Source organism: Planococcus liqunii, assembly GCF_030413595.1.
Classification (GTDB): Bacteria; Bacillota; Bacilli; order Bacillales_A; family Planococcaceae; genus Planococcus; species Planococcus liqunii.
On sequence record NZ_CP129238.1, the window covers coordinates 1,824,599 to 1,838,182 of the forward strand.

Here is a 13,584-nt window from a genome sequence, read left to right on the forward strand (position 1 = left end):
GTGAAAGTAAGGCTTCAACTTTAAATGGCAGATCAAAAATACAAGATATGTCTGAAATTAGGAGAAATTATTGAAGCAGAGGATTTTCTTTATTAGAGGGGCAGCACGATGGCACTCCAAGGACTGTTTGAACACCGGACAACTAAGGTAAAAGTAGTGGCTATCTTAGTTCAGGCCATTTGCAGGGTTAACTCATGGATTTAAAGTTAATATTTAGGGGATAATTTGTGAAACTGGATGAAACATTTAGGAAGGAGGAGTTTTTTGTTTTCTAAAGTTAAATTCATTGCTTCAACAGCTATTTTGACTGGACTTGTTCTTCTTCTTGCAAAAGTTGATGAAACCTTCAATTTATACAATGCTCCTTACATATTAATTATCGCGGGCTTGATTATGTTGGTAATTTCATCGCTGGCTACTAATAAAGAAAAAAGTTTGTTATGTAGAATTGGCTTACATAGATTCGAGCAAGTGGGGCGAGATAACGAAGCAGCATTATTTATCTACAGATGCAAACGATGTGGACAGGAAAAGAACGTAATAAAAGCATTTTAATCGGCTGGATTTTATTTGAGACCAAATTTTAAATGCATTGTATTTCTTTTTGATTCGAATGCTACACAGCAGCAATTAAGTCCTGTTCATTTACTTGTGTTGAACGATTGGAAATGAAGACAATTATTAAAGGTCGCGAAGCTTGATTCTTTCTCCTTAATAAGGATTAATCCCATCGGCAGAAAGAAGTGACTTCTGTCCAAGACCATCCCTTGTATATAGAGCTCAAATCAGGAGAACACTGAAGAGGTTCCGAAAAACACAAATAGCCAAGCACCGCTATTACTTATGCAAGGGTGGAGAATAAGGACGGGAGAAGGAGATGACGAGTTTTCTTAAGAGAATGTAGCGGCAGCGGCAGCCGAAACCGCACCCCAAGGCTATATGATGGGACTCTTCTGCCTTCAAAAGCTATCCCATAAAAATTAAAACTTATTAGAGGAGAGGCCAGAAAGATGAGCATAGAACATGAATTTTGCTTAGTACCTAAAACAGTGAATTATTTTGAACGGATTATGAGCGGAGAAAAAGATTCTAATACGATTGACTCCATAACCATTCCAGACGACTTGATTCAATACATAAGGGATTCGTTGAACTGGATTCCAAGTAAGAATCCAGCCAAATCGATGACAAGAGAAGAAAAAGGAATAAATTATCATGGAATCACCCTTTTTGATCAAACATCGGCAGCCGTTATGAAAAATGTTTTGGCCGCTTGGCACAATTTGTTTACAAATTCTCCTGAAAAACTGGAGTTGACTGGAGAGTTTGTGCTTTCTTCCAAGAAAAATACGTTGGGTGAATATGAAGGTTTAATTTTCAATAGAAATGACGTTCTTGCTTTACTCGAAAGGTTGATTTCTATGATTGACAGGTTGAAAGAAGAGAACCTCTTTCTTTACCATTTGGGAATATGAATTAGAGTGTAACTTATTGGTATTTACTTCTCATTCATTATTTAACTTAAAAATTAGTCAAGAGAGATAAATTTGCACCCGACATTCCTGGGAGTCATCCTTTTTTCTTTATTGATTTCTTCTCTAATAAGTTATGTGATGGCAAAAACAACAGCAAACAAATGGACAAGAATTTTGGCAGTTTTTTGCTTAAATGCACTTATCCTTTCGATAGCTTCAGCTTATCTTTACAAACTGGATGTTCAAACTTTTCATAAACAGACAGAAGGTTTGTTTGAATCATTAGGCATAGGGACACTGCTATATTTCATTCCAATAAATACGTTCGTAAATCTTCTTATTATGGAGTTCTTTATAAATAAAAGAAATCGTTTAGCTGATGGGCGCTCAAACTGAAAGTTACATTGCAGTTAAATTCGAAGAGCAACAATAAATTTTGAGATAGACTGTTGCATTCGATAGCCTACTCAACGGGTTTTGATATAGGGGAAGAGAGGGAGATCAAGTTCTTCTCTTCCTCTTTTAGCTTCCAAAAAAATGTTCATCAAAATATTTCTTTCGAATAAATAATGAAACTATTTTTGAAAATCCTGCGTCTATGGGGTGTTCAGGAAAGGGCGGTGCGTTCTGTGTCGAGGGACTTTGCAGAAAAAAGGTTAAATGAAGAACAACTAAAGCAAGTTATGAATCTGTACGGAGAATACTTGATTCGTTTAGCTTTTTTATATGTAAAGGACTGGGCAGTAGCTGAAGACATCGTACAGGAAGTTTTTATCGCTTATTATCGGAAATCGAATCAATTTGAAGAACGTTCCTCCCTTAAAACCTATCTTTCTAAAATCGCCATCAACAAATGCCACGATCACCTCAGGAGCTGGAAAAACAAACGTTCCTACTTAACAGAGGCGATGGGCCAGTTGGTTTCCCGGGCCCAAACCCCTGAAGAAGCATTTGATCAGCATTCGGCACAAGCTGTTCTAATGAGGAACGTATTGGAGATGCCAATCAAGTACCGGGAAGTTGTCCTGCTCTACTATTACCAGGAGTTCACCACTAAAGAAATCAGCCGCCTGTTGAGTTGTTCGGAAAATACCGTGAAAACACGGTTGAGAAGAGCAAAGGTTCTGTTGAAGGACAAGATAGATTCAAGAGAATGGGAGGGGCTGCTTGATGAACAAATTTAAGCGGGATATGGATAAGTTTATCGGAGAAAGTCCCCATTTCAATGAAGCTTCGAAAGAGAAAATCTTATTGAGAATAAATGAAGAGAACAGACCGAGAAAATTAATTAGGAGAGGATTCAACACTTTGAAAATTACCGCTATTTTTACCGTTCTTTTAGCGGTTGTCGGATCTTTTCTTGTTGCTGCCCTCCTCGGAATGGGCGAAGAACGGCAGGCCTCAACCTCTATACGGAAGACAGTACCGGTTAAAAATTTTTCGGATGAAAGCGAGGACTGGAAAGTAACCTATAGCCAAACGGAAGTCGAAGATGGCGTACGGTCAGCGTTTTTGACTTTAGAATATATAGGGGAAGGATCGAAGCCGGAAGATGCCTCTTATCAGTTTTTCTATAAAAAGGATCAAGAGTCGTTTGGAGGTTCTGTTACATTAAATGAAGATAGCAGTTACGCCAATGTTAATTTTGGGACGTGCACGACCTGCATCCTTTATACGGATCAGGATGAAATCCCAGGAACAATCGAGTGGGCAGGCCAACAGGAAAACCTGGTGCTGAAAAAAACCGATGAATCCAAATGGCAGGAAAGCCCTTTGTTTGAATCAGGACCTTATACCATGATTGGCGAAGAGGGTAGAGCCGGTTTTATTTACGATGATGCTGAAGTGTCTCGTATCAATGAAGATAAAACACAAAAGTACATGTGGCATTTCTGGGGAAGCCAAGCAGAATTGACTGGTACGTTTAAAGTGCTCGGCGTCCATGAGAACAGCCCTGAAGAAATTGTGGTGGTTCCGAAAATGAAGTCACGCCCTAGCCCGAATAACGGTGCGGACCACCACATCCCCACAATGATGGAATTGCCTGAAAAGGGCATGTGGAAGTTAACAGCGGTTTTCAATGATAAAGTCATCGGCACGGTATATGTAGAAGTGCATGAGAAGTAATTTAGAGAGCAATGACATCCGCATGAATGCTAGAAAACTCAATGAATAAACACAATATATTAAGAACAATCGAAAGACAGGAAATTCGTTTATGAATTTCTTGTCTTTTTAGTTTGTTAAAGTTCGCTCATAAAAGAGGGGCCCTTTATTCACGGCACCCTTTGGAAACTTTTGTAAATCTTTATCGTTATTAAAGAGTAGATAAATTTTTGCGCCAATGAATTTGATTTTAAAAGAAGGTCATGATTAAATCCTTTAATCTTTTAATAAATCTTCCCCATAAACAAAAAGAGAATGGAGGCATAATGATGTGGTTCATATTCGGACTCATTGCAATAGCAGCCACTTGTTTAAATCTTTATCTGTATGCAATAGGAAAAGATTATAAAATGGCAATGGCAATGGGATTAGCATTTACCACCCTAACAGTTGTTGCAGATTACAGTATGGTGTCCAATTGGGTAAAGGCGGAAGATTGGTCTGCTTTAATGGACGTAGTGCCTATCATGGCATCAGCATTATGGGTTTTGACCATCATATCGATTTTGCTAAATATAGCTCCTGTACTTTTAGAGAGAATAAGTAAAAAGTAATTCCGTCATTAAGTACAAACCATGATAATGAGGATGGTAAAAAGGCTTAAACCAATCAGTTATTGGAAATTGCAGTTTTCTGGTGATTTTTCACGGAGGAATGGCAAATGGAGAGTAGATGCTTTCTTATGAAGTGGAACTTGGGAGCGTCACGCTACATCATGAAGTAGGGGTGATGCCGCCTCATGACATGCTGACATCGGAAGAATGAAATTGCAACACTGCAATTTAATGATGCTGGAACTGTGATGTTATTAAAAGAAAAAGGAATGGGCCACTATACAAGGTGAAATATTTATCCCCCTGTTCTTAGTTACATAACAAATGCTAAATCGAAATCCAATCAAACTGATAAGGAGTTGCATTATGGCAAATTTAATTTTGGCATTCTTCCTTGTAGTTTTAATATCCCTGAATGTTCTTTTCTTCAGCTTGTCTAAAAAAGAAAAACTAGGTTTGATGGTTTCAGGTTTGATCTTAATAATGCTTTCCCCTTTAGTGAACTTTACAATGAAAGCTTTGTTTCTTTTCTTTTATGACTGGAGTTCAGGCGGAACTGGGGAAGGAGCGGGTTACGGAGGAGCAATCTTAGCACTATTAACATTTGTTAATGGCCTGCTCCTTTTATTGATTGGATTCAATAGATGGTTTTTTGCAGTTATCAAAAAGAATTGAAACAGTAAATTTATTTAAGACTAAATTATTTAGTGAACTTTCATGTTTTCAGATCATCACTTGTATTAAGAACTGAAACGGTAGATATGCTTTTTTTGGCTAACATGAATGCAGCAATTGACCGGATTCATGTCAGCCTATTTTTTATACTTTCGTTAAAATGGTCTAAGCTGAACTTCTGGAGCACACCAGTACAATAAGGCTTATAATGAACTTAAGTATTCGATACATCATTTAAAGTACATACAAAAAATGCTTTACTAAAGGAGCTGTTTAAATTGGTTGAAAAAAGAGAGACAGAAATAAAACGCTCTTCAAAAGCAGAAGATATACTACTTCAGATCAATAGTAAAACGAAGCTGGGGGATTTGCGGAAAATCGCGAAAGACATTAAAAAAGACCACGAAATTGCTATGGAACTTTGGTCAACCGGAGAGTTTTTGCCCAGGTTACTGGCTATCTTAATTATGGACAAAAAACTGCTCTCACAAGATGTTCTTAATCAGCTTGATCAAGATATGCAGACGCACACTATTGATGAGCGAAATAACTTGATGGATTGGTTGATGGCTAATCAGCTCATGAAAGATAAGAAAAACATTGCCTTGATGGAGTCCTGGAGGAATAGTCCTTCTGCTCTCCAAAGGCGAGCTTTCTGGTATTATCAAGGGCGATTGAGATGGACTGGCCAAACACCGCCTGACAACACCGAAGATTTGCTGGCTGCAATAGAAGCGAATCTTGCGCAGGAAGAACCGGAAGTTCAATGGGCGATGAATTTCACCGCAGGCTGGATAGGCATTTATGATGAAAATTATCGTGCACGCTGTATGAATATTGGGGAGAAAACGGGTCTTTACAAAGATGAAATGGTATCCAAAGGATGTACGCCCAACTATTTGCCGGAGTTCATTTCAATCGAAGTTAACAAGCGAAGTAATAATTAGTTGCCTTTAAAAAGTTTAGAACAAAGGAAAATTATACTTTTCCTCATACCATCTCTTTGATGTAAAAGAATAAAGGAAATGAAAAATGGAAACTTGTAGAACAACAAGTTTCCATTTATATTGAATTCAACCAGTTTAAAGGATAGCGGCTTTTTGTTGCAAGAAAGCTTCGGTTGATGTTACTTCGGCGTACATGCCTTGAAGTGCACCGACAAACGCATAATGGACCTGTTCCGCTGAAACGACTTTGTCCTGGTAAGTCAACTCACGAGTTGCACAGGCATCTTCAATCAATGTTGTTTCGTAGCCCAAATCTACAGCAGCACGCACGGTTGCGTCGATACACATATGTGTCATCATTCCCACCACTACAAGCTTCGTTATTCCTTTTTCTTTTAATTGGCTTTCCAAATCGGTTTGCAAAAAGCTGTTCGCGAAATGCTTGATGATGATGCTTTCGTGTTCCAAAGGATGAACCGCTTTGTGTATTTCAGTGCCTTCTGTATCCGGTAGAAAGAAGCCCATTGCAGGGTCGCTTGCTACGTGCTGAACATGGAAAATGTTTTCTTTCTGATTTTTTCTGAACCAGTCAAGAACTTTCGCTGCATTGGCAGCTGCTTCTTCAGGATTGCTTAATTCCATCTTGCCGTTTGGAAAATAGTCTTTTTGAATATCGACAATAATCAAAGCTGTACTCATTTTTCCACCTCATTTATAATTTTTCCTACACGTTCATGATATACAGCTTCCACATAATTAGCGATAGGCTGATGAAGCGTTTTTGCGTCATATCATTTCACCATGAAAGGAATTGAATATGGAACTAAACAATATTGATTTTCAGATCCTTCGCCTGCTGTCGGAGAATTCCCGTATCCAATGGAAAGACTTGGGCGAACAAATCCACATGACGGGCCAGGCAGTGGGCAACCGCATCAAGAAACTGGAAGACAGCGGCGTCATTCAAGCCTATTCCCTGATTGTCGATGAGATGAAGCTGGGGTTTTCATATACGGCATTTGTCATCATTTACATGAAAACAACCAATCACGAGCAGTTCACCGATTTTCTTGGGGAGCGGCAAGAAGTAATCGAAGCGCACCGTGTATCGGGAGAAGGCTGCTACCATTTGAAAATAAAAGTGGCTTCCCAAGATCAGTTAAACCTGCTCTTGAATGCGATTCTAAATTACGGAAATTATACTTTGTACCTTTCCATAAAAGAAATTAAACAACGGCGTTCGTTGATTGATACCGCTGGAAAATACCATGCTTAATAGGGCGAGTTGGACCTTGTGGAATGGTAAAGTAAGTTCAGTAAAAAGAAAGAGGTGAACCGAACTATGGACGGATGTGTATGGCCGCAAAACAGTGAACTTATGCAAGCTTATCACGATGAGGAATGGTGCAGACCCAGTAGAGATGATCGATATATTTTCGAGATGTTAACGTTGGAGGGGGCCCAAGCCGGTTTATCTTGGAGTATTGTTTTAGCAAAGCGCAATGCTTATCAAACTGCTTTTCATCATTTTGACATCACATTTTGCGCCGGATTGAATGATACAGATTTAGAAGAGATAAAAGAGAATTATCAAGTCATCAAGCATTTTTCAAAGCTTCAATCGATTCGCACCAATGCGGAGGCAGTCTTAAAGATTCAAAAAGAATACGGGAGTTTTGCTGACTTCTTATGGAGTTTTGTCGATCATAAACCGATTGTGAATGGCTGGGAGACTGATGCGCAGATGCCTGCGCAATCTCCTTTATCCCTCCTGGTCAGTAAAGACCTTAAGAAGAGAGGCTTTAAGTTTGTAGGACCGGTTACCACCTATTCCTTTCTGCAGGCCATCGGTATCGTGGATGATCATGTGAAAACCTGTAAGTTTCATACTTCAAATAGATAGACGGAAAAAATTGATAAGGAACTTAAACTAACAACCGACAGATCAGCAGCAAAGGAATTTGGCCTTTCTTCAATACAAGTAGAGTAAAATGAGTTCCAAAGATTGGATTATGCTTTGTTTCACTCCCAGTTCTTATCGATAAAGAAAAACGTCAGAAATCAATTTGATCAATGGTCAGTAAAGGGCACCCTGTACAGCAGGTGATGTCCTTTTTGCTTGTAAAATAATTTCTTTTAATCGTTTAAGTTGTCTAGCTGGGGAGACATGGTGTTTCAGGGTACTGTTGTCTCTCTATCCATCACGTCGAAAGAAGGCCATCCGATTGCAAAATCCAAAGAAGCAGGGATTTTTTAAGAAAAATACTAAATCTCTTTACATACTATAGGGGGGTATAGTATATTGTTCTTGTGAAGTTGATAGATTATCTGAAGGTGCCAAGATGTTCAATAGCGAAGTTTGTCAAGGAAAAGTCGAGGGTAAATTTTTTTGCACAACTACATACCCCCTGTATGTATAGTGTGCGTTGGAATTCTTGCTGCTTAAAAAATTTATTTAGGAAGAGAGGAGAAAGCATATGGAAAAACAGGAGAAAATGAAAATTGCCATCAATGGCGGCATTGGATTCGGCGCCAAACTGAATGCCAAACAGCTGGTGGCCATTTCAAAATATATGGAGGAGGATGAGGAGCTGGAGCTGACGACTTTCCAGCAGCTTTATGTTGAAGTTCCAGCAGACAAAGAGAAAGAAGTCATCGAAGAATTTACAAAGGTGGGACTTGCCTGTTACCCGGTCGGCAATTTTGTCAAAAGCTTAAGGACCTGCAATTTCTGCAAAGGGGAAGAAGCAGAAGGGATGCCGGTGGCGAAAGAGTTGAACCGCCGCATTGCCGGAAAACCGGTGCCCGTTACATTGAAAGCTGCCTATACGGGTTGTGCGGTCGGGTGTGGCGAACCGATGCTGAGTGATATCGGGGTGATGAAAAACCGGGACCGCTTTAATCTGTATGTCGGTGGAAAGGCAAAAGGAAAAGATGCGGAAGTTGGTTCGTTGTTGCTGGAGAATCTTTCCTCTGAAGAATTGTACGAAGCAGTAGAAAAAATCATCACAGGATATGCAGAGACAGGAAAAAAACGCGAAACCTTTTACAAATACACCAAGAGAATAGGCCGGCTCCATTTAATAGAGTAATAATTAATATATTTGGTGGATTCCAACTCTATCGACGGCAAATACGTGAAAAATCAAAATGGGCCACTGAAAGTGAACTTTTTTGTTGACTAACTGGAAACTAGAAGGAGATGTACTTATGGCTACACAAACACAAACGATTCAACAACCAGATCCAAAACGCTGGAAAGCATTAGCTCTTTTGTGCTTTGCAAACTTTCTTGTGATGATGGACTCGGCGATTGTCCAAATTGCTTTGCCTTCCATTAAAGAGACACTCGGGTATAGCCAGGAAAGCCTGCAATGGGTGATGAGTGCCTTTCTTCTTTTCTTTGGCGGATTCCTGCTGCTTGGCGGCCGTTTGGCGGATTTATTCGGCAACCGGCGCATCTTTAATCTAGGCGTTATTATTTTAATCATATCTTCGTTACTTGCTGGTCTTGCTTGGAGTGAAACAAGCCTGAACGTGGCACGGGGTGCCCAAGGATTGGCCTCTGCTTTCATCGCACCAGCGGCATTGTCGTTAATCATGCTGCTGTTTTCTGCCAACCCGAAAGAGATGGGAAAAGCCCTGGCTTTCTGGGGACTTTCCGGGGCTGCCGGCGGCGCACTGGGCATCGTGCTCGGCGGTGTGATTACAGAAGTGTTCGGATGGCGCTGGACGCTACTGATTTATGTACCGCTCAGTTTCATCGTGCTAATCTTGTCACCCAAGCTTTTGCAAAAGAGCGTACGCAGAGCAGCCGGCCGCGTCGATTATCTTGGAGCGGTGTTAGTGACTGTTTCGCTTATGCTGATCGTATATGGCATCGTCATGGCCGAGCAAAGCAGCTGGCAGTCGTTCAATACCTTATCGTCTTTGGCAGTTGGCATTGTTCTGTTCTTGATATTCCTGTTGGTTCAGGCAAAGAAAAAGGACCCGCTCGTGCCGCTAAATATTTTTAAGACGCCTAACCTGACCATCGGGAATATTTCGGTATTCCTGATTGCGGCATCGTGGTTCCCATTGATCTATATTTTGGTGCTGTACTTGCAGCAAGTCTTGCAGCTTTCACCACTCGGCGGAGCAATGGCCTTATTGCCGATGCCGATCTTGATGGCCATCTTCATGATTGCGGTAGCAGAAAAACTGATGGCCAAATTGGGCATCAAGAAAACATTGATTGTTGGGTTCATTATTCTCGGAACCGGGTCCATCCTGTTTTCCCAATCGGCAACAATCGAAGGGAATTACTGGACGAACGTCTTACTCGCGTCGCTACTGGCAGCACTGGGCAACGCCCTAGCCTATTTGCCGGCAACTACAGCATCAGTGGCAGCAGTTGAATCGGAAAGATCGGGGCTGGCATCTGGCCTGTACAATACCTTTTATCAAGTAGGTTCCGCCATCGGATTGGCCATCATGGTAGCAATTGCCGGCGCGGCGACAGCTTCAAGCGGTTCCGCTGATCCAATCGAGGCATTGAATGCAGGGTTTCAGCAAGCGTTCTTCTGGTCTGGAATCATAGCATTTGCCGGTGCAATCCTGTCGCTCATATTTGTCCGTACGCCTGAATTGGCACAAATTCCTGCAGAGGAATAGATACCATAGTGGCCAAATTAAAGAGAGAACAGAATAAGTAGTATACGTCCAATAGATATATTGACTATAAGAGATCAAATCTTAGGAGGAATCATGATGAACGGAATATTGAAAGTAGAAGGGATGTCTTGTGGACATTGTGTAAATGCGGTTGAATCCATCGCAGGTGGCCATCAAGGCGTAAAAGCGGTAAAAGTGGATCTTGCTAAAGGTGAAGTGGCAGTGGAGTTTGACAGCAGTAAAACATCATTGATTGAAATTCAAGAAATAATTGAAGAAAAAGGATACAGGGTCGTATAAGAGTGCTGAACAGTACTTTATATTTTTAAGAAAAATATACCCCTGAACCGTATTTGGAGGAGGCGTTATAAATGACGAAGTCCGAAAACAACCATTTTGATTCGCAGCAGGAACACGAGAATCATGTTACGATGGATCATTCTAAACACGTCGGGCATGTTCATCACGAAGCACAAGTGCAAGAAGGCAGTCATGGCCCCAGCGATTCTGCCGAGCATCATAATCACGGTGAACATGACCACCATCAGCACCATGGGAACTTCAAAGAAATTTTCCTGAAGTCTCTGCCGCTGGGAATGATCATTCTGGTACTGTCGCCAATGATGGACGTTCGGCTTTTCTTTCAATTTACTTTCCCATACTCGGATATTGTAGTCGCTGTCTTAGCAACTATCTTATTGGTTTATGGGGGGAAACCCTTCTTTCAAGGGGCAATAGGCGAATTCAAGCAGAAAGCTCCAGGCATGATGGCCCTTGTCTCTTTAGGGCTATCTGTTTCATATCTGTATAGTATTTATGCAGTGCTTGCCCGCTATGTGACCGGCCAACACATTATGGATTTCTTTTTTGAGTTCTCCTCCTTGCTCTTGATCATGCTCCTAGGCCACTGGATTGAAATGAAAGCTGTCGGCGAAGCAGGGGACGCACAAAAATCTCTCGCTGAATTGGTGCCGAAAGATGCACATGTGGTTTTGGAAGACGACTCGATTGAGACTCGTCCAGTAGCTGAGTTGAAAGTGGGGGATTTTGTACGGGTGCAGGCTGGCGAAAACGTTCCTGCTGATGGCATCATCAAACGAGGAGCTTCCCGCATCAATGAGGCATTGCTGACCGGAGAATCCAAACCCGTTGAAAAAGGGGTTGGAGATAAGGTGATCGGTGGTTCCACGAACGGCGAAGGCATCTTGTATCTTGAAGTGCAGGAAACGGGTGACCAGTCGTTCATTTCTCAAGTCCAAGCCTTGATTGGCCAGGCCCAAAATCAGCCTTCAAGAGCTGAAAACTTGGCCCAAAAAGTAGCCGGCTGGCTATTCTATATCGCCATTGCGGCGGCCATAATTGCATTTGGGGTTTGGCTGTATATAGCAGATTTCCAAACTGCCATTCTCTTTACAGTCACGACGCTGGTTATCGCTTGTCCGCATGCTCTCGGCCTTGCCATTCCTTTAGTGATAGCTCGAAGCACCAGCCTCGGTGCAAGCCGTGGATTGTTAGTGAAAGACCGTGAAGCATTGGAACTGGCGAACAAGGCCGACGTGATGATACTGGATAAAACCGGCACGTTGACTACCGGGGAATTCAAAGTATTGAATATGGAAACGCTGGATAGCCAATATACCAAAGCTGAAATCACAGCCCTAATGGCTGGAATTGAAGGCGGATCAAGCCATCCTATCGCCCAATCGATTGTCCATTACGCTGAGGAGCAAGGGATTCAGCCGGCCGGTTTCGATCAGATTGAGGTTGTGTCTGGTGCCGGTGTCGAAGGAAACGCCAATGGACGGAACTACAAACTAATCAGTCAAAAGGAGCTTGGAAAAGCTGTTGCGGTGGATGTTCCAAAAGGAGCCACATTAAGCATACTGATTGAAGACGGAAAACCCATTGGTACGGTCGCATTAGGGGATGAATTAAAAGAAACGAGTAAAACGCTGATACGGTCATTGAAGCAGAACAGTATTCAACCAATTATGGCTACAGGCGACAATGAAACGGCCGCCCAGGGCGTAGCGGAGGAACTGGGCATTGAATACAGAGCCAACCAATCGCCGCAGGATAAATACGATTTGGTCGAATCTCTGAAAAACAAAGGGCAAACCGTGATCATGGTCGGCGATGGCGTCAACGATGCCCCATCTCTTGCGATGGCAGACGTTGGTGTCGCAGTCGGAGCCGGAACTCAAGTCGCTATCGATTCCGCTGATGTAATTTTGACGCAGTCGGATCCAGGAGATATCGAATCGTTTATTGAATTGGCCAATAAAACAACCGGCAAAATGAAACAAAACCTCGTTTGGGGAGCCGGATATAACTTTATTGCCATTCCCGTAGCTGCCGGAGTTTTAGCTTCCATTGGGATTACGTTAGCCCCTGCAGCAGGAGCGGTCCTGATGTCCGTATCGACTGTCATTGTGGCAATTAATGCGATGACCTTAAAACTGAAGAGCTAGCTCGGTTTGATAGCTTGCTGGAGAAACGGTGTCTTCCAAAAGTTGATTTATGATAACTTTGGAGGCACCGTTTTGAATTGGCTGCCGTCAAAAAAGGTTGATAGACCTTTTTATAGTAAATTCTCAGTTGTTTAAGACAAAGAAATAATAGCTGTTTAACTACTTGTTCGAGTAAGATTCTTGATTTTCAAGGGTTCCATGCCACAGGTTTAATTCGGATGCATTGACATATCGATTAAATTCGATGTACGATACATGCATGGAAAATTTAAATGTTTTAGATATTTTCAAAGCATTGTCAAATGAAACCCGTCTGAATATTTTAAAGTGGCTGCGGGAGCCAGAGAAGAATTTTCCGGCACAGCAAGCGCATTTGCCAAAGGAGGTAAGCATTGAAGGCGGCGTTTGTGTTGGTGATATTCAAGAAAAAGTGAACTTATCCCAGTCAACCGTTTCTCATTACTTGTCGCTTATGCAGAAAGCAGGTTTGCTTGAAGCGGTGCGTTACGGGCAGTGGACCTATTACAGACGGAACGAAGAAACTTTGGCGAAAATTGCAAAGTTCATCAATGAAGAGATTTAAGACATTGCCATGTCTTTTTTCTTCCGAAATGAATATCTATTTTTCTAGATATATCTATAT

General features: G+C 41.6%; 15 protein-coding genes. 14 read left to right on the forward strand and 1 reads right to left on the reverse strand.

From position 1 onward, the window contains the following. Positions 1 to 264: 264 nt before the first annotated feature. The 7 genes from QWY22_RS09220 (at position 265) to QWY22_RS09250 (ending at position 5,817) form a co-directional block, all read left to right on the forward strand. Complete coding sequence (locus tag QWY22_RS09220) at positions 265 to 555, forward strand: hypothetical protein (RefSeq protein WP_300984128.1); 291 nt, start codon at positions 265 to 267, stop codon at positions 553 to 555. A 455-nt stretch (positions 556 to 1,010) separates the two neighbouring features. After that, positions 1,011 to 1,475 carry a hypothetical protein gene (locus QWY22_RS09225; protein ID WP_300984129.1) on the forward strand — a complete coding sequence of 155 codons (465 nt, stop codon included), beginning with the start codon at positions 1,011 to 1,013 and terminating at the stop codon, positions 1,473 to 1,475. A gap of 629 nt (positions 1,476 to 2,104) precedes the next feature. After that, positions 2,105 to 2,659 (forward strand): sigma-70 family RNA polymerase sigma factor, encoded by a 555-nt coding sequence (locus tag QWY22_RS09230; protein ID WP_300984130.1) that lies wholly within the window; start codon positions 2,105 to 2,107, stop codon positions 2,657 to 2,659. Then, a complete protein-coding gene (locus QWY22_RS09235) occupies positions 2,646 to 3,602 on the forward strand; it encodes a DUF4871 domain-containing protein (protein WP_300984132.1) in 957 nt (318 codons plus the stop codon). The genes QWY22_RS09230 and QWY22_RS09235 overlap by 14 nt, the downstream gene beginning before the upstream one ends. A 308-nt stretch (positions 3,603 to 3,910) precedes the next feature. Next, the gene (locus tag QWY22_RS09240) at positions 3,911 to 4,195 is read left to right on the forward strand and encodes a hypothetical protein (protein WP_300984133.1); all 285 of its coding nucleotides are present in this window, start codon (positions 3,911 to 3,913) and stop codon (positions 4,193 to 4,195) included. 366 nt (positions 4,196 to 4,561) lie between these two features. Next, a complete protein-coding gene (locus tag QWY22_RS09245) occupies positions 4,562 to 4,870 on the forward strand; it encodes a hypothetical protein (protein WP_036808971.1) in 309 nt (102 codons plus the stop codon). 278 nt (positions 4,871 to 5,148) lie between these two features. After that, entirely contained in the window at positions 5,149 to 5,817 is a 669-nt protein-coding gene (locus QWY22_RS09250; RefSeq protein WP_300984134.1) for a DNA alkylation repair protein, read from the forward strand. A gap of 135 nt (positions 5,818 to 5,952) precedes the next feature. On the opposite strand, the gene QWY22_RS09255 is transcribed toward QWY22_RS09250, so the two are convergent. After that, positions 5,953 to 6,516 (reverse strand): cysteine hydrolase family protein, encoded by a 564-nt coding sequence (locus tag QWY22_RS09255; RefSeq protein WP_300984135.1) that lies wholly within the window; start codon positions 6,514 to 6,516, stop codon positions 5,953 to 5,955. A gap of 118 nt (positions 6,517 to 6,634) precedes the next feature. Between QWY22_RS09255 and QWY22_RS09260 the strand changes: the two genes are divergently transcribed. The 7 genes from QWY22_RS09260 to QWY22_RS09290 all read left to right on the forward strand — a co-directional run bounded on the left by QWY22_RS09260 (position 6,635) and on the right by QWY22_RS09290 (position 13,524). Further along, positions 6,635 to 7,093 (forward strand): Lrp/AsnC family transcriptional regulator, encoded by a 459-nt coding sequence (locus QWY22_RS09260; protein WP_300984136.1) that lies wholly within the window; start codon positions 6,635 to 6,637, stop codon positions 7,091 to 7,093. Positions 7,094 to 7,159: 66 nt separating this feature from the next. Continuing rightward, positions 7,160 to 7,720 carry a DNA-3-methyladenine glycosylase I gene (locus tag QWY22_RS09265; RefSeq protein WP_300984137.1) on the forward strand — a complete coding sequence of 187 codons (561 nt, stop codon included), beginning with the start codon at positions 7,160 to 7,162 and terminating at the stop codon, positions 7,718 to 7,720. Positions 7,721 to 8,294: 574 nt separating this feature from the next. Beyond that, a complete protein-coding gene (locus tag QWY22_RS09270) occupies positions 8,295 to 8,909 on the forward strand; it encodes an NAD(P)/FAD-dependent oxidoreductase (RefSeq protein WP_300984138.1) in 615 nt (204 codons plus the stop codon). Between the two features lie 118 nt (positions 8,910 to 9,027). After that, complete coding sequence (locus QWY22_RS09275; RefSeq protein ID WP_300984139.1) at positions 9,028 to 10,470, forward strand: MFS transporter; 1,443 nt, start codon at positions 9,028 to 9,030, stop codon at positions 10,468 to 10,470. Between the two features lie 96 nt (positions 10,471 to 10,566). Further along, positions 10,567 to 10,770: a copper ion binding protein gene (locus QWY22_RS09280; protein WP_407072358.1), complete on the forward strand. Its 204-nt coding sequence runs from the start codon at positions 10,567 to 10,569 to the stop codon at positions 10,768 to 10,770. Between the two features lie 131 nt (positions 10,771 to 10,901). Next, complete coding sequence (locus tag QWY22_RS09285) at positions 10,902 to 12,941, forward strand: heavy metal translocating P-type ATPase (RefSeq protein ID WP_436836786.1); 2,040 nt, start codon at positions 10,902 to 10,904, stop codon at positions 12,939 to 12,941. Between the two features lie 259 nt (positions 12,942 to 13,200). Beyond that, a complete protein-coding gene (locus tag QWY22_RS09290) occupies positions 13,201 to 13,524 on the forward strand; it encodes an ArsR/SmtB family transcription factor (protein ID WP_300984364.1) in 324 nt (107 codons plus the stop codon). Positions 13,525 to 13,584 lie beyond the last annotated feature (60 nt).

Coding starts and splice junctions, on each gene's coding strand:
- QWY22_RS09225 (WP_300984129.1), top strand. CDS start 1,011: ATGAGCATAGAACATGAATTTTGCTTAGTACCTAAAACAGTGAATTAT.
- QWY22_RS09235 (WP_300984132.1), top strand. CDS start 2,646: ATGAACAAATTTAAGCGGGATATGGATAAGTTTATCGGAGAAAGTCCC.
- QWY22_RS09240 (WP_300984133.1), top strand. CDS start 3,911: ATGTGGTTCATATTCGGACTCATTGCAATAGCAGCCACTTGTTTAAAT.
- QWY22_RS09245 (WP_036808971.1), top strand. CDS start 4,562: ATGGCAAATTTAATTTTGGCATTCTTCCTTGTAGTTTTAATATCCCTG.
- QWY22_RS09255 (WP_300984135.1), bottom strand. CDS start 6,516: ATGAGTACAGCTTTGATTATTGTCGATATTCAAAAAGACTATTTTCCA.
- QWY22_RS09260 (WP_300984136.1), top strand. CDS start 6,635: ATGGAACTAAACAATATTGATTTTCAGATCCTTCGCCTGCTGTCGGAG.
- QWY22_RS09265 (WP_300984137.1), top strand. CDS start 7,160: ATGGACGGATGTGTATGGCCGCAAAACAGTGAACTTATGCAAGCTTAT.
- QWY22_RS09270 (WP_300984138.1), top strand. CDS start 8,295: ATGGAAAAACAGGAGAAAATGAAAATTGCCATCAATGGCGGCATTGGA.
- QWY22_RS09275 (WP_300984139.1), top strand. CDS start 9,028: ATGGCTACACAAACACAAACGATTCAACAACCAGATCCAAAACGCTGG.
- QWY22_RS09280 (WP_407072358.1), top strand. CDS start 10,567: ATGAACGGAATATTGAAAGTAGAAGGGATGTCTTGTGGACATTGTGTA.
- QWY22_RS09285 (WP_436836786.1), top strand. CDS start 10,902: ATGGATCATTCTAAACACGTCGGGCATGTTCATCACGAAGCACAAGTG.
- QWY22_RS09290 (WP_300984364.1), top strand. CDS start 13,201: ATGGAAAATTTAAATGTTTTAGATATTTTCAAAGCATTGTCAAATGAA.